This is a genomic window from Streptomyces sp. NBC_01089, assembly GCF_045162975.1.
GTDB lineage: Bacteria > Actinomycetota > Actinomycetes > Streptomycetales > Streptomycetaceae > Streptomyces.
This window is the reverse complement of sequence record NZ_CP108660.1, coordinates 1,648,824-1,671,082: the sequence shown is the minus strand read 5'-3', so window position 1 is coordinate 1,671,082 and position 22,259 is coordinate 1,648,824. Positions and strand designations below refer to the sequence as shown.

Annotated in this window: 22 protein-coding genes; 12 read left to right on the top strand and 10 right to left on the bottom strand. The window is 72.0% G+C overall.

The window, feature by feature from the left end:
• Positions 1-161: 161 nt before the first annotated feature.
• From OG510_RS07395 to OG510_RS07385, 3 genes are all read right to left on the bottom strand, one after another.
• Entirely contained in the window at positions 162-1,445 is a 1,284-nt protein-coding gene (locus OG510_RS07395) for an HRDC domain-containing protein (protein ID WP_406135982.1), read from the bottom strand.
• 118 nt (positions 1,446-1,563) lie between these two features.
• Positions 1,564-2,220 (bottom strand): response regulator transcription factor, encoded by a 657-nt coding sequence (locus tag OG510_RS07390; protein WP_164259399.1) that lies wholly within the window; start codon positions 2,218-2,220, stop codon positions 1,564-1,566.
• A gap of 498 nt (positions 2,221-2,718) precedes the next feature.
• Positions 2,719-3,369, bottom strand: a complete 651-nt coding sequence (locus OG510_RS07385; RefSeq protein WP_164259398.1) for a DUF3000 domain-containing protein — start codon at positions 3,367-3,369, stop codon at positions 2,719-2,721.
• Between the two features lie 92 nt (positions 3,370-3,461).
• On the opposite strand from OG510_RS07385, the gene hemE reads away from it, so the two are divergent.
• The gene (gene hemE, locus OG510_RS07380; protein WP_406135981.1) at positions 3,462-4,526 is read left to right on the top strand and encodes a uroporphyrinogen decarboxylase; all 1,065 of its coding nucleotides are present in this window, start codon (positions 3,462-3,464) and stop codon (positions 4,524-4,526) included.
• A gap of 105 nt (positions 4,527-4,631) precedes the next feature.
• On the opposite strand, the gene OG510_RS07375 is transcribed toward hemE, so the two are convergent.
• Positions 4,632-6,011, bottom strand: coding sequence for an FAD-dependent oxidoreductase (locus OG510_RS07375; protein ID WP_406135979.1), 1,380 nt, complete (start codon positions 6,009-6,011; stop codon positions 4,632-4,634).
• A gap of 155 nt (positions 6,012-6,166) precedes the next feature.
• Here OG510_RS07375 and hemG point away from each other — a divergent pair, with 155 nt between their 5' ends.
• Positions 6,167-7,588, top strand: a complete 1,422-nt coding sequence (gene hemG / locus OG510_RS07370) for a protoporphyrinogen oxidase (RefSeq protein WP_406135978.1) — start codon at positions 6,167-6,169, stop codon at positions 7,586-7,588.
• A 4-nt stretch (positions 7,589-7,592) separates the two neighbouring features.
• Positions 7,593-8,330 carry a hydrogen peroxide-dependent heme synthase gene (gene hemQ, locus OG510_RS07365; RefSeq protein WP_406135976.1) on the top strand — a complete coding sequence of 246 codons (738 nt, stop codon included), beginning with the start codon at positions 7,593-7,595 and terminating at the stop codon, positions 8,328-8,330.
• A 30-nt stretch (positions 8,331-8,360) separates the two neighbouring features.
• Here hemQ and OG510_RS07360 read toward each other — a convergent pair whose 3' ends face one another.
• From OG510_RS07360 to OG510_RS07350, 3 genes are all read right to left on the bottom strand, one after another.
• On the bottom strand, positions 8,361-9,989 hold the full coding sequence (locus tag OG510_RS07360; RefSeq protein ID WP_406135975.1) for an alpha/beta hydrolase: 1,629 nt from the start codon (positions 9,987-9,989) through the stop codon (positions 8,361-8,363).
• Between the two features lie 170 nt (positions 9,990-10,159).
• A complete protein-coding gene (locus OG510_RS07355) occupies positions 10,160-11,587 on the bottom strand; it encodes a DUF692 domain-containing protein (RefSeq protein WP_406135974.1) in 1,428 nt (475 codons plus the stop codon).
• 167 nt (positions 11,588-11,754) lie between these two features.
• Positions 11,755-12,480 (bottom strand): peptidyl-tRNA hydrolase, encoded by a 726-nt coding sequence (locus OG510_RS07350; protein ID WP_406135973.1) that lies wholly within the window; start codon positions 12,478-12,480, stop codon positions 11,755-11,757.
• A 103-nt stretch (positions 12,481-12,583) separates the two neighbouring features.
• On the opposite strand from OG510_RS07350, the gene OG510_RS07345 reads away from it, so the two are divergent.
• The gene (locus OG510_RS07345; RefSeq protein WP_406135972.1) at positions 12,584-13,261 is read left to right on the top strand and encodes an AIM24 family protein; all 678 of its coding nucleotides are present in this window, start codon (positions 12,584-12,586) and stop codon (positions 13,259-13,261) included.
• Between the two features lie 30 nt (positions 13,262-13,291).
• Positions 13,292-13,495, top strand: coding sequence for a hypothetical protein (locus OG510_RS07340; protein ID WP_406135971.1), 204 nt, complete (start codon positions 13,292-13,294; stop codon positions 13,493-13,495).
• Between the two features lie 68 nt (positions 13,496-13,563).
• On the opposite strand, the gene OG510_RS07335 is transcribed toward OG510_RS07340, so the two are convergent.
• Both OG510_RS07335 and zapE read right to left on the bottom strand, forming a co-directional pair.
• Entirely contained in the window at positions 13,564-13,989 is a 426-nt protein-coding gene (locus OG510_RS07335) for an OsmC family protein (RefSeq protein WP_406135970.1), read from the bottom strand.
• A gap of 31 nt (positions 13,990-14,020) precedes the next feature.
• On the bottom strand, positions 14,021-15,091 hold the full coding sequence (gene zapE / locus OG510_RS07330; RefSeq protein ID WP_406135969.1) for a cell division protein ZapE: 1,071 nt from the start codon (positions 15,089-15,091) through the stop codon (positions 14,021-14,023).
• Positions 15,092-15,159: 68 nt separating this feature from the next.
• Between zapE and OG510_RS07325 the strand changes: the two genes are divergently transcribed.
• The 7 genes from OG510_RS07325 (at position 15,160) to OG510_RS07295 (ending at position 21,303) form a co-directional block, all read left to right on the top strand.
• Positions 15,160-15,957: a pyrimidine reductase family protein gene (locus OG510_RS07325; RefSeq protein WP_406135968.1), complete on the top strand. Its 798-nt coding sequence runs from the start codon at positions 15,160-15,162 to the stop codon at positions 15,955-15,957.
• Between the two features lie 104 nt (positions 15,958-16,061).
• On the top strand, positions 16,062-16,532 hold the full coding sequence (locus OG510_RS07320; RefSeq protein ID WP_164267118.1) for an indole-3-glycerol phosphate synthase: 471 nt from the start codon (positions 16,062-16,064) through the stop codon (positions 16,530-16,532).
• Between the two features lie 61 nt (positions 16,533-16,593).
• Positions 16,594-17,988, top strand: coding sequence for a UDP-N-acetylmuramate--L-alanine ligase (murC, locus tag OG510_RS07315; protein WP_406135967.1), 1,395 nt, complete (start codon positions 16,594-16,596; stop codon positions 17,986-17,988).
• Between the two features lie 9 nt (positions 17,989-17,997).
• The gene (gene msrB / locus OG510_RS07310) at positions 17,998-18,405 is read left to right on the top strand and encodes a peptide-methionine (R)-S-oxide reductase MsrB (RefSeq protein WP_406135966.1); all 408 of its coding nucleotides are present in this window, start codon (positions 17,998-18,000) and stop codon (positions 18,403-18,405) included.
• A gap of 70 nt (positions 18,406-18,475) precedes the next feature.
• Positions 18,476-19,132 carry a TetR family transcriptional regulator gene (locus OG510_RS07305; protein ID WP_406135965.1) on the top strand — a complete coding sequence of 219 codons (657 nt, stop codon included), beginning with the start codon at positions 18,476-18,478 and terminating at the stop codon, positions 19,130-19,132.
• 2 nt (positions 19,133-19,134) lie between these two features.
• The gene (locus OG510_RS07300; RefSeq protein WP_406135964.1) at positions 19,135-19,869 is read left to right on the top strand and encodes a 4'-phosphopantetheinyl transferase; all 735 of its coding nucleotides are present in this window, start codon (positions 19,135-19,137) and stop codon (positions 19,867-19,869) included.
• 225 nt (positions 19,870-20,094) lie between these two features.
• On the top strand, positions 20,095-21,303 hold the full coding sequence (locus OG510_RS07295) for a Gfo/Idh/MocA family protein (RefSeq protein WP_406135963.1): 1,209 nt from the start codon (positions 20,095-20,097) through the stop codon (positions 21,301-21,303).
• A 57-nt stretch (positions 21,304-21,360) separates the two neighbouring features.
• Here OG510_RS07295 and OG510_RS07290 read toward each other — a convergent pair whose 3' ends face one another.
• Complete coding sequence (locus OG510_RS07290) at positions 21,361-22,146, bottom strand: DeoR/GlpR family DNA-binding transcription regulator (RefSeq protein ID WP_406135962.1); 786 nt, start codon at positions 22,144-22,146, stop codon at positions 21,361-21,363.
• Positions 22,147-22,259: the final 113 nt, after the last annotated feature.

Sequence of the window (22,259 nt, the reverse complement as noted above, 5' to 3'; positions counted from 1 at the left end):
TACTTGTCCGGAGTTGGGCAGCCGAAGCCCCGCGGGCACGAGTCGTGTCCGCAGATGTCCGAGCCTTCGGCGTGCGCGTGGTCCACCGGCTGCCGGACGTACCGGACGCAGGGGTGGTGAGGTGTCCGGGTCCGCGGCGGCGTCGCCGCAGACCCGGGGTGTCAGCTCTGGGCCGGCGGGTCCTGGACCGCGGCGGTCAGCAGCGGAGCGACCTGCTCGATCTGCCAGTTCCGTGCGCCGAGCCCGGCCAGAACGGCCGAGACCTTCTCCACCGTCCGCTCGCGCGGCGGCTCCCAGCACACCCGGCGCACCGTGTCCGGGGTCATCAGATTCTCCTGCGGCATGTTCAGTTCATCGGCGAGGGCCGACACGGCCGCACGCGCCGCGGAGAGCCGGGCCGCGGCCGCCGGGTCCTTGTCGGCCCAGGCGCGCGGCGGCGGCGGTCCCGCCACCTGCTGGCCCGGCTGCGGAAGCGCGGCGTCCGGGAGCGCCTTGGCCCGGTCGACGGCCGCCTGCCACTGTTCCAGCTGGCGCTTGCCCATACGGTGGCCGAAACCGGGCAGCGCGGTGAGCTCCTGGAGATTCACCGGGAGGCCGAGGGCCGCCTCGACGATGGCACCGTCGCCGAGGACCTTCCCGGGGGAGACGTCGCGCCGCTGCGCCACCGCGTCGCGGGTGGTCCACAGCTCCCGTACGACCGCCATCTGACGGCGCCTGCGGACCTTGTGCATCCCGGACGTACGGCGCCAGGGGTCCTTGCGCGGCGGGGCGGGCGGCGCCGACGCGATGGCGTCGAACTCCTCCATCGCCCAGCCCAGCTTCCCCTGCCGGTCCAGCTCCTCCTCCAGGGCGTCCCGGAGGTCGACCAGCAGCTCCACGTCGAGCGCGGCATAGCGCAGCCAGGGCTCGGGCAGCGGCCGGGTCGACCAGTCGACCGCCGAGTGGCCCTTCTCCAGCGTGAAGCCGAGCACGCTCTCGACCATCGCGCCGAGGCCGACCCGCGGGAAGCCCGCCAGCCGCCCGGCCAGCTCGGTGTCGAAGATCCGGCTGGGAATCATGCCTATTTCCCGCAGGCACGGGAGGTCCTGCGTGGCGGCGTGCAGCACCCACTCGGCGTCGGCGATGGCGGCGCCGAGGGTGGAGAGGTCGGGGCAGCCGACCGGGTCGACGAGCGCGCTGCCCGCGCCCTCGCGGCGCAGCTGCACCAGATAGGCGCGCTGGCCGTACCGGTAGCCGGACGCGCGCTCGGCGTCGACGGCGACAGGCCCGGTCCCCGCGGCGAACGCCGCGACGACATCGGCCAGTGCCTCATCGGTGGCAACCACCGGCGGAATGCCCTCGCGGGGCTCCAGCAAGGGGATCGGCGCCTGTTCGACGTCGGCCGGGGGAGCGCCCCCGGTGGTTCGCAGTGCTGTCTCTGCTGCGGTCTCTTGAGCGTCGGTCACCCGTCAAGGGTATCGGTGAACGCACAGCACCCGCCGACGTAACGCTGCGTCGACGGGTGCCGAGGGGGCTGAAACCAGTCAGTGCCGTGTCATGGGCCGCCCTGCCGGGTGGACCGGGTCAGTGGATGATTCCGGTACGGAGTGCCACCGCGACCATCCCGGCCCTGTCACCCGTGCCGAGCTTGCGCGCGATGCGGGCGAGGTGGCTCTTGACGGTGAGGGCCGAGAGCCCCATGGAGACGCCGATGGCCTTGTTGGACTGGCCTTCGGCGACCAGGCGCAGCACCTCGACCTCACGGCCGGAGAGCTCGCGGTAGCCGCCCGGGTGGCTCGGGGTACCCGGGGGGCGGCGCTGCATCCGGGCGGCGCCGATGGGGGCGGCACCGGGCCGGGTGGGATGGCCGATGTTGTTCCGGGTGCCGGTGACGACATAGCCCTTGACGCCGCCCGCGAGGGCGTTGCGCACGGCGCCGATGTCGTCGGCGGCGGACAGTGCCAGACCGTTGGGCCAGCCTGCGGCCCGGGTCTCGGACAGCAGGGTCAGCCCGGAACCGTCGGGCAGGTGGACGTCGGCCACGCAGATGTCACGTGGTTTGCCGACGCGGGGACGGGCCTCCGCGATGGACGATGCCTCGATGACGTCACGTACTCCAAGGGCCCACAGATGGCGGGTGACGGTGGAGCGGACGCGTGGGTCGGCCACGACGACCATGGCCGTCGGCTTGTTCGGGCGGTAGGCGACCAGGCTTGCGGGCTGCTCAAGGAGAACGGACACCAGGCCTCCTGGGAAGGTGCGGAACGAGTGCCGGCCGGGGGAAGAGCCGGGGGCGAACCGTGCTTGAAGGGTCACAGACTTCTTCGGCAGCAAACCCGCCCGCCTTTAGAGAATGATCACGAATTAGTGAGTAACAATTCGGGCAAATCGGATGCCTGACCGATCATTCGAAAGATGCCCGCGTCCGCGAAGTCGCTGTTCGTGCGGGGGTTGCGTCGATCGGCGCGTCACGCGGCGCGCGGACGGGGGCCTCGGGTAGTGCGCGGGCGTACGCGGGGGAGCGGCCACCGGAGCGACGGTGCCTGCGCCACCACGTGTGCCGGTGTGTGCCGGTGGGCGTACCCGTGGTGGGTGTCGGCGCGCGCGTCAGTGTGCGGGGCACGGTGTGGGTGTGAGTGCGGGCGCGTGCTCGGGCCGATGCGTGGGTGCCAGTGCGGGCGCGTGACCGGGTGCGGGCCGATGCGTGGGTGAGGGTGCGGGCGCGTGACTGCGTACGGGTCAGTGCGTGCGCGGGCCGCGCCGCTGCGGCAGCGAGACCACCCCGGCGTCCGGCGGCCCGACCGGCGGCAGCCCGGCGATCTGGCACAGCAGATCGCACCAGGCGGCCAGATGCGCCCCGGCGTCCGGCACTCCGCCCAGACCCTCGCGCGGCGTCCAGGACGCCCGGATCTCGATCTGGGTGGCCGGCTTGCGCTCCGCGAGACCGCCGAAATAGTGCGACCCGGCGCGGGTGACGGTGCCGCTGGCCTCCCCGTACGACAGTCCTCGCCCCTGCAGCGCCCCCGTCAGCCACGACCAGCAGACCTCGGGCAGCAGCGGGTCGGCGGCCATCTCGGGTTCCAGCTCCGCCCGGACGAGGGTCACCAGCCGGAAGGAGCCCTGCCAGGCGTCGTGCCCGGCCGGGTCGTGCAGCAGGACGAGCCTGCCGTCGGCCAGGTCGTTGTCGTTCTCGACGACCGCGGCCTCCAGCGCGTACGCGTACGGCGCGAGCTTGCGCGGCGGCTTGGTCGGGTCGATCTCCATCTCCGGACGCAGGCGCGCCGACTGCAGGGCGTCGACCGCCTGCCTGAAGGCGGGCGGGACGGTGTCCGTCTCCGTGCTGTTCATTTCGTCAGCGCCATCTGAAAATCGTCCTTGAGCCGCAGCCATGCCGGGAAGACTAGGCGGAACGAGGCAGTTGCGGGGGGAAGGACACCCTGCCGGGGGCAACCGCTTCCCCCGCTCATGCGAAACTTCTCGGCGTGAGTGCCAACGACCGCCCCTTGGGCGCCCAGAACCCCCCGGCCGACTCGGTCTTCCTCAAGGCGTGCAGGCGTGAGCCGGTGCCCTACACCCCTGTCTGGTTCATGCGGCAGGCCGGGCGCTCACTCCCCGAGTATCTGAAGGTGCGGGAGGGGACCGCCATGCTCGACTCGTGCGCGCGGCCCGACATGGTCACCGAGATCACCCTCCAGCCGGTCCGCCGCCACAAGGTGGACGCCGCGGTCTACTTCAGCGACATCGTCGTACCGCTCAAGGCCATCGGGATCGACCTCGACATCAAGCCCGGGGTGGGCCCGGTGATCGCCCGGCCGATCCGCACCCGCGCCGACCTCGCGCAGCTGCGCGACCTGGAGCCCGCCGACGTCTGGTACGTCACCGAGGCGATGGGCATGCTCACGGCCGAGCTGGGCGGGACACCGCTCATCGGCTTCGCCGGTGCGCCCTTCACGCTCGCCAGCTACCTCGTGGAGGGCGGCCCGTCCCGCAACCACGAGAACACCAAGGCGATGATGTACGGCGACCCGGAGCTCTGGGCCGACCTGCTCGACCGGCTCGCCGACATCACCTCCGCCTTCCTCCGTGTCCAGATCGAGGCGGGCGCGAGCGCCGTCCAGCTCTTCGACTCCTGGGTGGGGGCGCTCGCCCCGGCCGACTACCGGCACTCGGTGCTGCCCGCTTCGGCGAAGGTCTTCGACGCGGTGGCTCCGTACGGTGTGCCGCGCATCCACTTCGGTGTCGGCACCGGTGAGCTGCTCGGGCTGATGGGCGAGGCCGGCGCGGATGTCGTCGGCGTCGACTGGCGGGTGCCGCTGGACGAGGCGGCCCGCCGGGTCGGCCCCGGCAAGGCGCTCCAGGGCAACCTCGACCCGGCTGTCCTCTTCTCCACCCCGCAGGCCGTCGCGGCCAAGGCGGACGAGGTGCTGGCCGCGGCCGAGGGGCTCGAAGGCCACGTCTTCAACCTCGGCCACGGCGTCCTGCCGACGACCGACCCCGACGCGCTGACCCGGCTGGTGGAGCACGTCCACACCCGCACGGCCCGCTGAAGCTCCGTACGCTCCCGGCGCGCCGGGCGGTACATACCGTCCGCGTACCGGGAGCGTGACCGCCGGGGCCCGTACGGGCCTGCCTCGGAGCATGACCGCCGGGCCCTACGCGCCCGCCCCGCGCACCTTGGTGACCGCCTTCCGTGCCGCGACCAGCACCGGGTCCCAGACCGGTGAGAACGGCGGCGCGTACCCCAGGTCCAGCGCGACCATCTGCTCCACCGTCATCCCCGCGGTCAGTGCGACGGCCGCGATGTCCACTCGCTTCGCCGCGCCCTGCCGTCCCACGATCTGGGTGCCGAGCAGCCGTCCGGTCCGCAGCTCGGCGAGCATCTTCACCGTCATCAGGGCCGCGCCCGGGTAGTAACCGGCGCTGTTCGTCGACTCGATGGTCGCCGTGACATACCGCAGCCCGGCCGCGTCCGCGTCCCTCTCGCGCAGCCCGGTCCTGGCGATCTCCAGATCGCAGACCTTGCTCACCGCGGTGCCGACGACACCGGGGAAGGTGCCGTAGTCACCGCCGGCGTTGGCGCCGATGATCTGGCCGTGCTTGTTCGCGTGCGTGCCGAGCGCGATGTGCCGGGTGCGGCCGGAGACCAGGTCGAGCACCTCGACGCAGTCGCCGCCCGCCCAGATGTTCTCGTGGCCGCGCACCCGCATCGACAGATCCGTCAGCAGCCCGCCGTACTCGCCCAGCGGCAGCCCGGTGGCGGCCGCCAGGTCGGTCTGCGGCTCCACACCGATCCCCAGGACCACGATGTCCGCCGGGTATTCGGTGTCCCCGGTGGCGACCGCGCGGGCCCGGCCCCGCTCGTCGGTACGGATCGCGGTGACCTCGGCGCCGGTCACCGTGGTGATGCCCATGCCGTCCATCGCGTCGTGGACCAGCTTCCCCATGTCCGGGTCGAGCGTGGACATCGGCTGGGCGGCACGGGTCAGGACCGTCACCTCGTACCCGCGGTGCAGGAGCGCCTCCGCCATCTCGACGCCGATGTACCCGGCCCCGACGATGACGGCGCGGCTGCCGGACGCCGCCCGCAGCGCGTCGATCAGGGCCTGGCCGTCGCCCAGCGTCTGCACGCCGTGCACGCCGGGCGCGTCGATACCGGGCAGCGGAGGACGCACCGGGCGCGCTCCCGTCGCGATGACGAGCTTGTCGTACGGGGTCCAGCCGGCCGCACCCGATGCCAGGTCGCGGGCGTGCACCCGCTGCCCGCCGACGTCGATCTCCGTCACCTCGGTCCGCATCCGCAGATCGATCGAGCGCGCACGGTGGTCCTCGGGGGTGCGCGCCACGAGGTCGTCGCGCTCACCGACCTCGCCGCCCACCCAGTAGGGGATGCCGCACGCGGAGAACGAGGTGAAGCGGCCGCGCTCGAAAGCGGTGATCTCCAGCTCCTCCGGGCCCTTGAGCCTGCGGGCCCTGGACGCGGCGGACATGCCCGCCGCGTCCCCGCCGATGACCACCAGTCGCTCCGCTGCCATTGCGCTTCCCTCCGGACTGTCGCCGCTCCGGGGCGGGGCTTCCCGCTCCGGACTCCTCCTGGACGGTACGTGCGCGGGAGGCGGAACATCGCCCCACACCACTGATTCCGAACCGTCACGTCCGGCCCCCGGAACGGGTTTGAGAGAGTGGGGGCATGAATGCGGACACGCGTGCGGCCCATGTCGTCGTCATCGGAGGCGGGATCTCGGGTCTCGCGGCAGCACACCGGCTGGCCGGCACCGGGGCCCGGGTGACGGTCCTGGAGGGCGCCGGCCGGGTCGGCGGCAAGCTGCACACGGGCGAGATCGAGGGCGTACGGGTCGACCTCGGCGCCGAGTCGATGCTCGCCCGGCGCCCCGAAGCCGTGGCCCTCGCACGTGAGGCCGGTCTGGCCGACGCGCTCCAGCCGCCCGCCACCAGCGGCGCCGCCCTCTGGAACAGGGGCACGCTGACCCCCATGCCCACCGGCCATGTCATGGGCGTACCGGCAGGCCCTGACGGGCTCGGCGGGGTGCTCTCCGACGAGGGGCTGCGCCGGATCGGCCTGGACGCCGAACTGCCGCCCGCCGAGATCGGCGAGGACATCGCACTGGGCGAGTACGTGGCGGGCCGGATGGGCCGCGAGGTCGTCGACCGGCTCGTCGAGCCGCTGCTCGGCGGGGTCTACGCGGGGGACGTCTACCGCACATCGATGCGCGCCGCGGTTCCCGCCCTCTACGAGGCCGCCCGCGACAACCCCACGCTGGGTGCAGCGGTCCGCTCGCTCCAGGAGCGCGCCACCCCCGCGTCCGGTCCGGTCTTCATGGGGCTCGACGGCGGCATCGGCAGCCTGCCGCCCGCCGTGGCCGACGCGGTCCGCGCCCGGGGCGGCGAAGTCCTGCTGCACCGGCCGGTGCTGGAACTGCGGCGCACCCCGGACGGCTGGCTGATCCGCACCGGCGGGGCGGACGGCGGCCGCCGTATCGAGGCCGACGCGGTGGTGCTCGCCGTACCGGCCTGGGCGGCCTCCGCGCTGCTGGCCGACGAGGCGCCCGCCGCGTCCGCCGAGCTGGCCGTCGTCGAGTACGCGTCGATGTCGCTCGTCACGCTGGCCTTCCGCCGCACCGAGCTGACCCTCCCCGAGTCCACCGGCTTCCTGGTACCGCCGGTGGACGGCCACGCCATCAAGGCGTCCACCTTCTCCAGCCGCAAGTGGGCCTGGTCCGACGCCGATCCGGACCTCGTCGTGCTGCGGACCTCGCTGGGCCGCCACGGCGACGAGGAACATCTGCACCGTGAGGACACCGACCTGGTGGACCTCTCCCTCCGTGACCTGGGCGAGGCCGTCGGGCTCACGGCGAAGCCGGTCGCCGCCGAGGTGACCCGGTGGATCGGCGGGCTGCCCCAGTACCCCGTCGGCCACCTCGCACGGGTGGCCCGGGTGCGGGAGACGGTCGCCGCCCTGCCGGGCCTGCGGATCTGCGGCGCGGCCTACGACGGGGTGGGCATTCCGGCCTGTATCGCGGGCGCCGAGCGGGCTGCGAAGGAGATCACAGCAACCCTGGCGTCGGGCACCACCGGCGGCGCGGGAGAATAGCGGCATGACTGATGCTCCGGAGACCGTGACGTCCCCCAAGGCCCCGAACGCGGGCAAGAAGGCCAAGGACCTCAACGAGGTCGTGCGCTACACGCTGTGGTCCGTCTTCAAGCTGCGCGACGTGCTCCCCGGCGACACCGACCGCACCGCGGTGGCCGGTGAGGTCCAGGAACTGTTCGACCAGCTCGCGGCCAAGGACATCACCGTCCGCGGCACGTACGACGTCTCCGGGCTGCGCGCCGACGCCGACCTGATGATCTGGTGGCACGCCGAGACCGCGGACGAGCTGCAGACCGCGTACAACCTCTTCCGCCGCACCCGCCTCGGCCGTGCCGTGGAGCCGGTCTGGTCGAACATGGCGCTGCACCGCCCCGCCGAGTTCAACAAGTCGCACATCCCGGCCTTCCTCGCCGACGAGACGCCCCGCGACTACATCTCGGTGTACCCGTTCGTGCGCTCCTACGACTGGTATCTGCTGGCCGACGAGGACCGCCGCCGGATGCTCGCCGAGCACGGCAAGATGGCCCGTGGCTATCCGGACGTACGGGCCAACACGGTCGCGTCCTTCTCGCTCGGCGACTACGAGTGGCTGCTGGCCTTCGAGGCCGACGAGCTGTACCGCATCGTGGACCTGATGCGTCATCTGCGGGGCTCCGAGACGCGGATGCACGTACGCGAAGAGGTCCCCTTCTTCACCGGCCGGCGCAAGTCGGTGGCCGACCTGGTGGCCGGGCTCGCCTGAGGCGGACCCGGTCGTCCATGACCCGGAAGATCAGAGAACGGGCCGCGGCCGCGGCAGCGTCCGTTTCTCCAGCGACACCGGGTCCGGCAGCGGGTGCGGCGCGCATGCAGCGCGCCGCACCGGCGTCCGCCCCGTCAGCAGATAGTCGTCCAGGTACTTGTTGACGCATGTGTTGGGGCCGCCGCCGATGCCGTGCGTACCCGCGCCCTTCTCGGTGATCAGCACCGACCCCCGCAGCCGCCGCTGGAGCTCCAGCGCACCCGGGTAGGGGGTGGCCGCGTCCCGCTCGGCGGCCAGGATCAGCGTGGCCGGCAGCGCGCCGTCGGAGCTGCGGACGTCGAGCGGCTTCTGCCGCGGTGCGGGCCAGTAGGCGCACGGCAGATTCATCCAGGCGTTGTCCCAGGTCTCGAAGGGCGCCCGGCGTGCCAGCGCGGTGTTGTCGGCGTCCCAGACCCGCCAGTCGGCCGGCCAGTCCGCGTCGTTGCACTCGACGGCCGTGTAGACCGCCGTGCCGTTCTCGTCGGCCTTCGCCGCCGCGGGGTCGGGCGCGGCCAGCTTGACCAGCGGCTTCGGGTCACCCCGCAGATACCGCGAGAGCGCCAGCGCGGTGGCCGGCCAGACGTCGTCGTAGTAACCGGCCTGGAGAAAGGCACCCTGCAGCTGCGCGGGGCCCACACCACCCTCCGGCTTGTCCGCGAGCCTGGCGCGCGCCGTCTCGTACGCGGCCAGCACATCCGATGCGTCGGACCCCAGGTGGTACGTCTTGTCGTGGCGCGCCACCCAGGTGCGGAAGTCCGTCCAGCGGCGCTCGAAGGCGAGCGACTGGTCGAGGTTGTCGCGGTACCAGATCTTGGCGGGATCCGGGTCGACCGCGGAGTCGAAGACCATCCGGCGTACGTGCGAGGGGAAGAGCGTCGCGTAGAGCGCGCCGAAGTACGTGCCGTAGGAAGCGCCCATGAAGGTCAGCTTCCGCTCGCCCAGCGCGGCCCGCAGCACATCGAGGTCACGGGCGTTGTTCAGCGAGTTGTACTGCCGCAGAGCCGGACCGGTCCGGCGGGCGCAGCCCTGCGCGTAGCTCTTCGCCTGCGCGATCTTCTTCTGCTTGAACGCCTCCGACGGATAGATCGGGGCCGTCGTCGCGGGCTTCGCGTACTGGGCGGGGTCCTCGCAGGAGAGCGGCGCCGAGCGCCCCACCCCGCGTGGTGCGTAACCCACCAGGTCGTACGCGGCGGCCAGCGGCTTCCACACGGGGACCGAGGCCGCCATCGGGAAGAACATGCCGGAGGCGCCGGGACCGCCCGGGTTGTAGACCAGGGCGCCCTGGCGGTCGGCGGGTTTGCCGGTGGCTTTGGCCCTGCTGACGGTCAGGGAGATCTGCCGGCCGCCCGGCCTGGCGTAGTCGAGCGGGACCCGGACGCTGCCGCACCGGACGGACGCGGGCAGTGACTCGCTCTTGGGGCAGGCGCCGAAGGTGATCCCCGCCGCGGCGGCGCGGGCGGCGGCGGCCAGGGTGCCGGCCGCCTCGGCCGCGCCGGTGTACGGGCCCGCCGCGTGTGTGCCGGCCGGGGCGTCCGTGCTGCCGGGCGGCGCGGCGGCCAGGGCGGCCACTCCGGACAGCACCAGAACGCCGGCCGTTCCGTACCGCGCGACTGCCTTCATCGGATCGGGTTCCCTTCGCCCAGCGACCGAAAGTACAGGTACTGAATAGAACTGAATAAAAGGGATAATTCGCCCGGAGGTTGATGTTGTAAAGGACCGCTCGGCGGTGTCGGTGTCATTGACCCCGCTGTGTCATCGACCCCGCCGGCCGGTGGCGTACACGCCGGGATTCAGCGGTGCGCGCGGCTGAGCCTGGTACGGGCCGCGCGGGCGAACCTGGCCGCCCTGGTCGGCGGGCGCGGGGCGGACCGTTCCCGCCACCAGAGGGTGAGCCGGCGCCTGGCCGCGGGGTCGTCGGGGTGCCCGCTGCGCAGCAGCTGCTCGGCGAAGTCGAGCGCGTCACGCCGGTAACCGCCGCTCATCGGGCGGGACTTGGCGTACGAGAGGAACGCGGGCCGGTATCCGGTGCCGAGCAGGGCGGGCAGCTCGGGGGCGATCTGCGCCACGACGTCGGCGCGCTTGGCGGCCAGCGCACGGCTCTGCACGCCCAGCCGCCGGATGTCGAACCCCTCGGGTGCCGGGGTCCCCGCGACGAGGGCGGAGAGCAGCGCGGTCTCCGCGAGGGCCAGCCGCTGCCTGGCCGCGGTGGTGGAAGCGGGCGTGGGTGTGGGTGCGGGTGCCGGGGCGGCTGCCGGGGCGGGCCTTGTCTTCCCGGCGTTCCCGGCGGCCCCAGCTTCCCCGGACGCCACAGCCGCCCCTGACGCCCCAGCCGGCCTGGACACCCCAGCTGCCCCGGCCGCCCCGGACGCCACAGCCGCCCCTGACGCCCCAGCCGCCCCGGCGGTCAGCGTCTCCCGTATCGCGGTCAGTTCGCCGGCCAGTTCGGCCGCGGGCGGGAAGTCGTCGTCCCGTTCGAGCAGCACGCCCGGCGGATCCACCCGGTCCCGCAGCTGGGCCAGTACGCCGAGGACCGGTGCGGTCACCGGGTGGGCATGGGTGTCGTGCCAGACGCCGTCCTTCTCCACGCCGCCCGCCACATGGACGTACGCGATGGCCTCCACCGGGAGTCCGTCCAGCGCCGCCGCGGGGTCCTCGCCGCGGTTCACGTGGTTGGTGTGGAGGTTGGCCACGTCGATGAGCAGCCGTACACCCGTACGCTCCACCAGTTCCGCCAGGAACTGCCCCTCCGTCAGCTCCTCGTCGGGCCAGGAGATCAGCGCGGCGATGTTCTCCAGGGCGAGGGGGACGGGCAGGGCGTCCTGGGCCGCGCGCACGTTCTCGCACAGCACACGCAGCGCGTCCCAGGTGCGCGGGACCGGCAGCAGATGTCCGGCCTCCAGACCGGGTGACGCGGTCAGCGGGCCACCGGCGCGTACGAACGCGATGTGCTCGGTGACGAGCGGAGACTCCAGCAGGACGGCCCGCTCGGCCAGCGCCGCGAGCCGGTCGGCCGACGGGCGTTCGGCGCCGCCGATGCCCAGCGAGACGCCGTGCGGAACCACCGTCACACCGCGCTCGCGCAGCCGCAGCAGGGAGTCGGGGAGATGGTCGGGGCAGAGGTTCTCCGCGACCACCTCGACCCAGTCGATGCCCGGCAGTTCCTCCACCGCCGCGGCGATCTCCGGCCGCCACCCGATCCCGGTTCCCAGCTTCTCCATGGTGTCCCCCTCCGGCGTCGCTGCCACGGCGCCCGCGGGGGTGATGACCCCGCGGGGCCGCGGTGAATCCACCGGGTGGGACGTTCAGAGCTTTATTTGAGGTTCCCGGCCCACCGGAAACGGGGGCACCGGCCGGAGCCCGGGCCGCCCGCGAACCGGCCGTCCGTTCACGGCCGTACGCCGCGCGGGAGGGGGCAGAAGCGGCTGCCTCCTTCGACCGCGACGGTCTCCCCGGGGGCGATCTCGGTGAAGCCCGCGTCATGTACGACCGGCAGCCCGCTCGTGGTCAGTTCGCCCCAGTGGCCGGGAGCGGCCGTCCGTACCGACAGCGGGAACCCGGCCGCCCGCCACGCGTCCCGCTCCGGATCCGAAAGCTCCCACCAGGCGAGCTGTGCGCCGTGCCCGGTCTGCGCCATCGACTTTCCCGCCGACATGTCGACTTCCGGGTTGAGCCAGATGACCGGCGCCGTGGGCGAGGGCGCCGGAAGCGGCCCGTGATCGTCCAGGTCGGTGCCGCTGACCTGGAGCTTCGCCAGCTCCTTCGGCCAGCCGTCCAGCGGCACCGGCGGGAAGACCCGCACCTCGGCCGCGGTCCCGGTGACCGTGATGCCGGGCAGGGCCGACGCCTTGCGCCACTCGGCGCCGCGCGCCCGCCGTACGACCTTGCGGATCCGGGCGTCCTGCCAGTCCGCCATCGCCTGCGCCCACTCGCCGTCACCCAGCGAGCGCTCGTCCGACAGCATCACGAGCACCGCACGTGCCGACGTCTCCAGTGCGTCCGTACGGGCCGGGGGATCGGTCTTCTCGATGTGGACCACCAGCGGGAGGACGAACTGAGGGGCCTCGTCGCGTGCCGTCGGCTCCGCGCGGAAAGGGCTGTCGTTGCTGCTCACCCGCCCCAGTCTGCCAGCCGGTTCCCGGCGGGATTCCCGCGGATTCCCGGCGGATCCGCCCGCTTTCTTGGCGGAGGGAGATCCTCCGGGTGAGGATGCCCCCATGAAGAGCGATCTTTTCCAGACCGAGAACATGGCGCAGCAGGCGACAGCCCCCGGCATGACCCTGCAGAACGCCAAATCGATCAAGTACACGGTCAACGGTGACATGCTCGCGCGGCAGGGCGCGATGATCGCCTTCCGGGGGAATCTCCAGTTCGAGCGCAAGGGCCAGGGCATAGGCGGCATGCTCAAGCGGGCGGTCACCGGCGAGGGCCTGCCGCTGATGTCCGTCACCGGGCAGGGCGAGGCGTGGTTCGCGCACGAGGCGGCCAACTGCTTCATCGTCGACATCGAGCAGGGCGACGCCCTCACCATCAACGGCCGCAACGTCCTGTGCTTCGACTCCACCCTCTCGTACGAGATCAAGACGGTGAAGGGCTCGGGCATCGCGGGCGGCGGGCTCTTCAACAGCCTCTTCACCGGCTACGGCAAGCTCGGCCTGATCTGTGAGGGCAACCCCATCGTCATCCCGGTCTCCCCGCAGCAGCCGGTCTACGTCGACACCGACGCGGTGGTCGGCTGGTCCGCCCATCTGCAGACCTCGCTGCACCGCTCGCAGTCGATCGGTTCCATGATCCGCGGCGGCTCCGGCGAGGCCGTCCAGCTGATGCTCCAGGGCGAGGGGTTCGTGATCGTACGGCCCAGCGAGGCCAAGCCCGAGAAGCCGCAGCAGCACTGAGCGGGGGCCCGGCTGAGTAGGCTCGTACGCATGGACGAGTCCTACTGCGAGACACCAGCGACGGCCGCACCCGCACCCGTGTCCGCGTCCGGAGAAGCCGTGCCGGGCGGTCCGCCGTACGCCGAGTGTGTGCTGTGCCGCGAGCCGACCGAGTACCCGGAGTCGACGCGCGGTGCGACGCTCTGCCCCGTCTGCGAGTGGCAGGAAGCGGGCCGGACCGCCTGCTCGGGCTGAGCGCGGGGCGGCGGTGAGGGCCTGGCCGCGGGGCCGGCCGGGGTGAACCGGCCGGCCGGGCTCGCGGGTCAGCTCAGCTTGGCGGTGAGCGTGATCGTCGTACCCGTGAGCGCCTGGCTGACCGGGCAGTTGGCCTTGGCGTCCTCGGCCGCCGCCGTGAAGGCGTCCGCGTCGAGGCCGGGAACCTCGCCCTCCACGGTGAGGTGGATCCCGGTGATGCCCTCGCCCGGCTGGAAGGTGACCTCCGCCTGCGTGGTCAGCTTGGCGGGCGGGTTGCCCGCGCCGGTCAGGCCGTTCGAGAGGGCCATCGAGAAGCAGCTGGAGTGGGCGGCCGCGATGAGCTCCTCCGGGCTGGTCCTGCCGTTCGGCGTCTCGGCGCGGGAGGCCCAGGTGACCGGCTGCTCGCCGATGCCCGAGCTGTCGAAGGTGACCGTGCCCGAGCCCTTGAAGAGCTCGCCCTCCCAGACCGTATGAGCGACACGCGTGGTGGCCATGTTGATTCCCTTCTGGTGGCGTGCCCCCAACCTACTGGCGCACCAGCGGCTTCGCGTCGCGCGCCAGCGCCGTCAGCCGGGAGATCGCCCGGAAGTACTTCTTCCGGTATCCGCCGTTCAGCATCTCGTCACTGAACAGCCGGTCGAAGGGGAGCCCGGAGGCGAGCACCGGGACCTCACGGTCGTAGAGCCGGTCGGCCAGGACGACCAGGCGCAGCGCCGTGGACTGGTCGTCCACCGGCTTCACTCCGGTGAGGCAGACCGCGGTGAGGCCCTCGGTCAGTGCGCCGTAGCGGCTCGGGTGGATCCGGGCCACATGGTCGAGCAGGGCGGGGAACGGGTCGAGCGAGGCCCCGGGGGTCGCGTACGCCGCCTTGGTGACCTGCTCGTCGTCGTACGGCGCCGGGGCCTCGGGGAGCCCGCGGTGGCGGTAGTCGTCGCCGTCGATCCGCAGGGGCAGGAAGTGCGCCGACAGCCCCTGGATCTCCCGCAGGAAGTCGGCCGCCGCGAACCGGCCCTCGCCGAGCTTGCCGGGCAGTGTGTTGGAGGTGGCGGCGAGCGCGACGCCCGCCTCGACCAGCCGGCTGAGCAGTGAGGAGACCAGCACGGTGTCGCCCGGGTCGTCCAGCTCGAACTCGTCGATGCACAGCAGCCGGTGGCCGCTCAGCGTCCGCACGGTCTGCTGGAAGCCCAGGGCGCCGACCAGGTTGGTCAGTTCGACGAAGGTGCCGAACGCCTTCTGCTCCGCGGGCGCGGGCGTCGCATGCCAGAGGGAGGCGAGGAGGTGGGTCTTGCCGACGCCGTAACCGCCGTCGAGATAGACACCGCGCGGCCCGGCGGGCGCGGCGGGCTTGCGGCCGCCGAACCAGCGCTTGCGGCCCTGGCCGCTCGCCGTCGCCCCGCCGAGCCCGGCGGCGAACGCGCTGAGCACGGTCACCGCTTCGCTCTGGCTGGGCTGCTTCGGGTCCGGTACGTACGTATCGAAGCGGACCGAGTCGAAGCGCGGCGGCGGCACCATCTCGGCGACCAGGCGGTCGGCAGGGACACGCGGCTCGCGGGCGCACAGGGACTGGGGGACCACTTCAGCTATGGGCGACGACACGTGCCCAGCCTAACGGCCTGCGGCCGCCGGACGGTGGCGGCCGAGAGTGCCGTGCCACACTGCCTGACATGCGACGCCTGCTCCCCGTGACCGACCAGACAGCTGCCGCTCCCGGAACGGAGCACCCCGGCGGGGCCGCTCGTGAGTGGAGCCTGGACGAGCTCGCCGAGGCTTACGCGTACCCCGCGGACACCGGACCCGACAGTGCCTGGCTGCGCGCCAACATGGTGTCCTCGCTCGACGGCGCCGCCCAGCACGAGGGCCGCTCGCAGCCGATCTCGACCGCGACGGACATGCGGATCTTCGGGACACTGCGCGCGCTGGCCGATGTGGTGGTGGTCGGCGCGGAGACGGTACGTCTTGAGGGGTACCGCCCGGCCCGTGCGCGGGCCGCCTTCGCCGAGCGGCGCGCGGCGGCCGGGCAGGGGCCCGCGCCCGCCATCGCGGTGGTCAGCGCGAGTCTGGAGCTGGACTTCTCGCTTCCGCTGTTCACCGCCCCGCTCGTGCCGACCCTGGTGATCACCGGCGCCGGGGCGCCGTCGGGCCGGCTGGCGGCGGCGCGGCAGGCGGGCGCGCGGGTGGTGATCGCGGGGGACGCGAACGCGGTCGACCCGGCCAGGGCGGTGCGGGAGCTGGCCGGACTCGGCTACCGGCGGCTGCTGACCGAGGGCGGTCCGCGGATGCTCGGTCAGTTCGTCGCCGCCGGGGTGCTGGACGAGCTGTGTCTGACGCTCTCGCCGATGCTCACCTCGGGTGATGCCCAGCGCATCGTGGGCGGTCCGGGGCTGGCGGAGCCCGAACGGTTCCGGCTGGCGGGGCTGCTGGAGGAGGCCGGGTTCCTTTTCGCCCGATACCGTCGGATCTGACAATCTGCGGAATCTTCCGTTCCGCTTTCCGTTCAGTGGGCAGACTTAGATCGCAGACCCCGTGCGGGCACGGGGAAGGATGGTTTCAGCAGAAGGGCCCTCAGTTGTTCACGAGCGTATTGATGATCGAGAAACCTCTCACGTCCGAGGACGTGGAGTTCGTGACCACGCTGCACGGGGACGATCCCGTCTCCTTCATCGTGCTCATGCAGCCGCGCGGCGATCAGGCGGACTTCCTGCTCCGGGCGATCGACGACGTGGCACTGGGCGAACTGGACGAGGTGGGCCACGAGAACGAGGTGCCCGAAGGACAGGAGGCGAGGATCCCGGCGGAGTCCGCGCTCCTGCAGTCGCTGGAGGCGCTGCGCGCCACCGGCTGCAAGGCGGCGGGCCGGGTGGTCGAGCAGCATCCGCTCGATGTGCTGCAGACCGTGGTGGGCGAGCAGTCGGCCGATGAGGTGATTGTGCTGACCGCACCGCACTACGTGGAGGAGTTCTTCCACCGGGACTGGGCCTCGCGCGCCCGTCACAAGGTCGGCGTACCGGTGCTCAAGCTCTTCGCGCACAGCGAATAGGCTGGGGCCTTCCATCCCGCAGCCGCAGAGCTGCAGACGCAGAGCTTGGGGAGACACCCGTATGGCACCCGGTAGCCCGACCGCCATGGACCGACCGCACTTCATCGGCATCGGCGGCGCCGGCATGTCGGGTATCGCGAAGATCCTCGCCCAGCGCGGCGCCCGGGTCGCGGGCAGCGACGCCCGCGACTCCCCGGCGGCCGAGGCGCTGCGCGGGCTGGGTGTGACGGTGCACGTGGGCCATGCGGCCGAGCATCTGGCGTCCGACGCGACCTGTGTCGTCGTCTCCAGCGCCATCCGCGAGGACAACCCGGAGCTGGTCCGCGCCGCGGAGCTGGCCATCCCGGTGGTGCACCGCTCGGACGCCCTCGCCTCGCTGATGCACGGGCTGCGCTCCATCGCGGTGGCCGGCACGCACGGCAAGACGACGACCACGTCGATGCTCGCCGTCGCCCTGACCGAGCTCGCCCTCGACCCGTCGTACGCGATCGGCGGCGACCTCGCGGGCCCCGGCACGAACGCGCGGCACGGCGCGGGCGACATCTTCGTCGCGGAGGCCGACGAGAGCGACCGCAGCTTCCAGAAGTACGACCCCGATGTCGCCGTCGTCCTCAACGTCGAACTGGACCACCACGCCAACTACGCCTCGATGGAGGAGATCTACGACTCCTTCGAGACCTTCGTGGGCAAGGTCGTCCCCGGCGGCACCCTGGTGATCAACGCCGACCAGCAGGGTGCGGTCGAGCTGACCGCCAGGGTCCGCGACCTGTCCACCCTGAAGGTCGTCACCTACGGCACGTCCGAGACGGCCGACGTCCGCGTCCACAAGGTCACCCCGCGGGGTCTGACCAGCGAGGTCACGGTCCTGCTGAACGGGAAGTTCCTGACCTTCACGGTCTCCGTCCCCGGCAGCCACTACGCCCACAACGCGGTCGCCGCGCTGGCCGCCGGTGTCGCCCTCGGCATCCCGGCGCACAATCTGGCGTCCGCGCTCGGCAAGTACACCGGTGTCAAGCGCCGCCTCCAGCTCAAGGGCGAGGCCGCGGGCGTCCAGGTCGTCGACTCGTACGCCCATCACCCCACCGAGATGACCGCCGACCTCGAAGCGATGCGCGGCGCGGTCGGCGACGCGCGGATCCTGGTGGTCTTCCAGCCCCATCTGTTCTCCCGCACCCAGGAGCTGGGCATCGAGATGGGCCAGGCCCTGCGGCTCGCGGACGCCTCGGTGGTCCTGGACATCTACCCGGCCCGCGAGGACCCGATCCCGGGCATCACCAGCGAGCTGATCATCGACGCCGCCCGCGCGGCCGGCGCCGATGTCACGGCCGTCCATGACAAGGAGCAGGTCCCGGTGACCATCGCGGGAATGGCGAAGCCAGGTGATCTCGTTCTCACCATGGGAGCGGGCGACGTCACCGACCTCGGCCCGCGCATCCTGGACCACTTGACGAGCTGAGGGAGCGCCATGCCGTACGACATCGAGAAGCCGGACGAGCAGTGGCGGGCGGAGCTGTCCGAAGCGGAGTACGCCGTGCTGCGCAAGGCCGGCACCGAGCCCGCCTTCGTCGGCGAGTACACGGACACGAAGACGACCGGCCTCTACTCGTGCCGGGCCTGTGGGGCCGAGCTCTTCCGCTCGGACACCAAGTTCGAGTCGCACTGCGGCTGGCCGTCCTTCTACGACCCGAAGGACACCGAAGCGGTCGAGCTGATCGAGGACCGCTCGCACGGTATGCGCCGGGTCGAGGTGCGGTGCGCGAAGTGCGGCTCGCACCTCGGGCATGTCTTCGAGGGAGAGGGCTACCCGACCCCGACCGACCAGCGGTACTGCATCAACTCCATCTCGCTGCGGCTGACGCCGGACGAGGGCTGAGCGCACCGGCCCCCGGGAAAGCGGCGCCCGAGGTGGCCACGAGGGTGTCCGGGCACGGACAATCACCCGTATGACCCGTACGCAGATGCCGACCGCCTCCGCGCAGCCCGTCCCCGGGCCGTCCGGGCGCAGGAACGCGACGCCCGTCCCGGGGCTGCGCGAACGCAAGAAGCTGAAGACCCGGCAGACCATCCGGCGTGAGGCGTACCGCCTCTTCGCCGGGCAGGGGTACGAGGCGACGACGGTGGACCGGATCGCCGAGGCGGCCGAGGTCTCGCCCAGTACCTTCTTCCGGTACTTCCCCACCAAGGAGGACGTGGTCCTCGTCGACGAGTACGCCCCGGTGCTCGCCGGGGCGCTGGAGTCCAGGCCCGCGGACGAACCGGTCGTGGACGCCATCCGGCACGCGTTCACCGGCTCGCTGGCCCAGCTCCTGGGCGCCGACAGGCAGGAGCTGCTGTTCAGGACCAGGCTCGCCTTCGCGATTCCCGCCATCAGGGTGCGGGCGGCCGATCAGCAGCTGCGCAGCCAGGACGCCGTGGCCGCGCTGATCGTGGAGCGGACGGGCCGCGAGCCGGGCGACCTGGAGGCCAACTGCGCGGCCGCGGCGATCACCGCGGTCTTCTCGGCGGTCGTCAGGCACTGGACCGAGAGCGGGGGCGCCGGGGATCTCGCGGAGCTCTTCGACCGCCAACTGTCCATGCTCTCCGCAGGGCTGAGGATCTGACCATGGGGACGACACAGCAGGAGGGAATTCCCGGGCCCGGTCTGCGGACCGGCAGTTTCGGGCCGGCCGAGGGCGGTACGGGGCAGCCGGGGGCCGGCCGGGTCGTCCTGGTCGAGTCCTACGGGGACCCGGTGGAGGCAGCGCCGCTCCTTCCCGGGGAGGAGGAGCTGGTGGCCCGCGCGGTGCCTTCGCGCCGGGCCGAGTTCGCCACGGCGCGCGCCTGCGCCCGCGCGGCGCTGGCCCGGCTGGGGGTGGCGCCCGCCGCGATCCTGAGCGGTGCGCGGGGCGAGCCGCTGTGGCCCGCCGGGATCGTCGGCGCTATGACGCACTGCGCCGGTTACCGTGCGGCCGCGGTGGCCCGCGCGTCCGGCGTCGTATCGCTGGGCATGGACGCCGAGCCCCATCTCCCGATGCCGGGGGATGGGGAGCTGCGGCTGGTCACCGTGGACGAGGAGCGGCGGCACCTGCCGGAGCTGGCCGCGCGGAACCCGGACGTCTGCTGGGACCGGCTGCTCTTCAGCGCCAAGGAGAGCGTGTACAAGGCGTGGTATCCGATCACCGGCCGGTGGCTCGGATTCGACGAGGCCGTGATCACGCCGGATCCGGACACGGGCACGTTCACCGCCCGGCTGCTCGTGCCCGGTCCCGTGGTCGCCGGAGAGCGGCTCACCGGGTTCGAAGGGACCTGGGCGATCCAGAACGGCCTGATCCGCACCACCGTCGCCGTCCACCACTGACAGCGGCGCATGCTCGAACAGTGCGTGAAGTGTGCGCGTGCGTGCTCGTAACTGCGCTAACCAAGGTTTTTCCGAGCAGCTCTTGTCATTTATGGCGGGTGCAGGGCAGGATCAGTGCGACGTGGCAGGTCAGGACACCGGATTCCGCCGCACTGGACAGCAGGCGACACCACAGCCGACCGGCCGTACCGCACCGCTTCCGCACATCTGCGTTTAAGGAGCACCATGCAAGACCTCCGTATCGGCGTGGTCGGCCTCGGTCTGCGGGCCAATCTGGCCGATGCCGCCCACCACCCCGGCGCCGGGTCCGTCGTGGCCGCCGTCGCCGACACCGACCCTGCCGTGCGGGCCGGGGTCGCGGACCGGTTCCCCGGGGCCGTCGCTGTGGACGACTACCGCAAGCTGCTCGAGGACGACACCGTCGACGCGCTCGTCGTGGCCACCCCCGACGACACCCACGAGGCCGTCGCCTGCGACATCCTGCGGGCGGGCAAGCCGGTGTACGTGGAGAAGCCGCTCGGTATCACCGTCGAGCAGTGCGACACCATCCTGCGCACCGCGTACGAGACCGGCACCCGGCTCTACGTCGGCCACAACATGCGGCACATGGGCGTGGTGCGGCTGATGCGCGACATCATCGCGCGCGGCGACATCGGTGAGCCGAAGACCGTGTGGGTACGGCACTTCGTCTCGTACGGCGGCGACTACTACTTCAAGGACTGGCACGCCGACCGCACCCGCACCACCGGGCTGCTGCTCCAGAAGGCCGCGCACGACATCGACGTGGTGCACTGGCTGGCGAACGGCTACACCTCGCGGGTCAACGCCATGGGCGACCTGATGCTGTACGGGGACCTGCCGCGCCGCGAGCCGGACACCCCGCGGCCGGACGGCTGGCTGCGGGAGTTCGACTGGCCCCCGGCCACCCGCAAAGACCTCAACCACGTGGTGGACGTCGAGGATGTGTCCGTCATGAACATGCGGCTGGACAACGGTGTGATCGCCGCCTACCAGCAGTGCCACTTCAGCCCCGACTACTTCCGCAACTACACGGTCATCGGGACCGAGGGGCGCCTGGAGAACTTCGGCGACCGGCCCGGCGACGAGGTGAAGGTCTGGAACACCGGGCCCACCGGCTACCGGGCCGACGCCGACGCGGTCTACAAGGTGCCCGAGTCGAAGGGCTCGCACGGCGGTTCGGACGAGCGGATCATCGGCGAGTTCTGCCGCTTCGTCAGGGACGGCGGGGTCACCGACACCTCGCCGGTCGCGGCCCGGATGAGTGTGGCCGCCGGAGTGATGGCCACGCAGTCACTCCGGGACGGCGGTGCGCCGTACGATGTGCCGCCGCTCGACCCGGAGCTGATCGCCTACTTCGAGTCGGGCCAGCGGCGGGGCGCGCAGGACGCGGCCCCGGCGCTCGCCCCGCGGTGACGGCTCACCCCTGACGGCCGCTCACCCCGCGGTGACCGCTCGTCCGCGGGTGGCCGCTCACACCGCGATGACTTCGACGCCGGCGTCGGTGAAGAGAGCTGTCATCTCCTCGCTGATGCCGGTGTCCGTGACCAGGGTGTCCACCTGATCGGTGGTGCAGATCCGGGCGAAGGCGCGGGTGCCGAGTTTGGTGGAGTCCGCGGCGACGACCACCCGCTCGGCCCGCTCGCACAGCAGCCGGTTGATGCCCGCCTCGTCCTCGTGGTGTGCGGCGGCGCCGTGGGTGACGTCGAAGCCGTTCACCCCGAGGACGGCGGTGTCCATGGTGATCTGGCCGAGGACGCCGTCGGCGAGGGGGCCCGTCAGCTCGTACGACTGGGGGCGGGCCACCCCGCCGGTCACCACGATCTTGAACTGGGGCCTGATCGCCAGCTCGTTGGCGATGTTCAGCGCGTTGGTCACGACGGTGAGCGCCGGGGTCCCGGATGCCAGATCGGGCCGGACCGCGAGCGCGCGGGCCACCTCGGTGGTGGTGGTGCCGCCGGTCAGGCCCACCGCCTCGCCCGCGGTGATCAGCTCGGCGACGGCCTGTGCGATGCGCTGCTTCTCGGAGGCGCGGCGGGCCGTCTTGTAGCGGAGCGGGAGTTCATAGCTGACACCGTGGACGACGGCGCCGCCGCGGGTGCGTACCAGCATCTGCTGCTGGGCGAGCTGGTCGAAATCGCGCCTGATGGTGGCGGCCGAGACATCGAGCGCGAGAGCCGCCGCTTCGACATCGAGACGGCCCTGCTCGACGAGCAGTTCCAGGAGTGCCTTCCAACGCGCGTCGCGGGACTGGGACATCTCTCGCACTCTCCTCTTCGGTGGAACGCTGTGACCTTAACCCAGAAACGTCTACGTGCTTGATTGTGCTTGAAACAAGGAAGTATCTTGCAGAAACAATCAATACTTTGAGG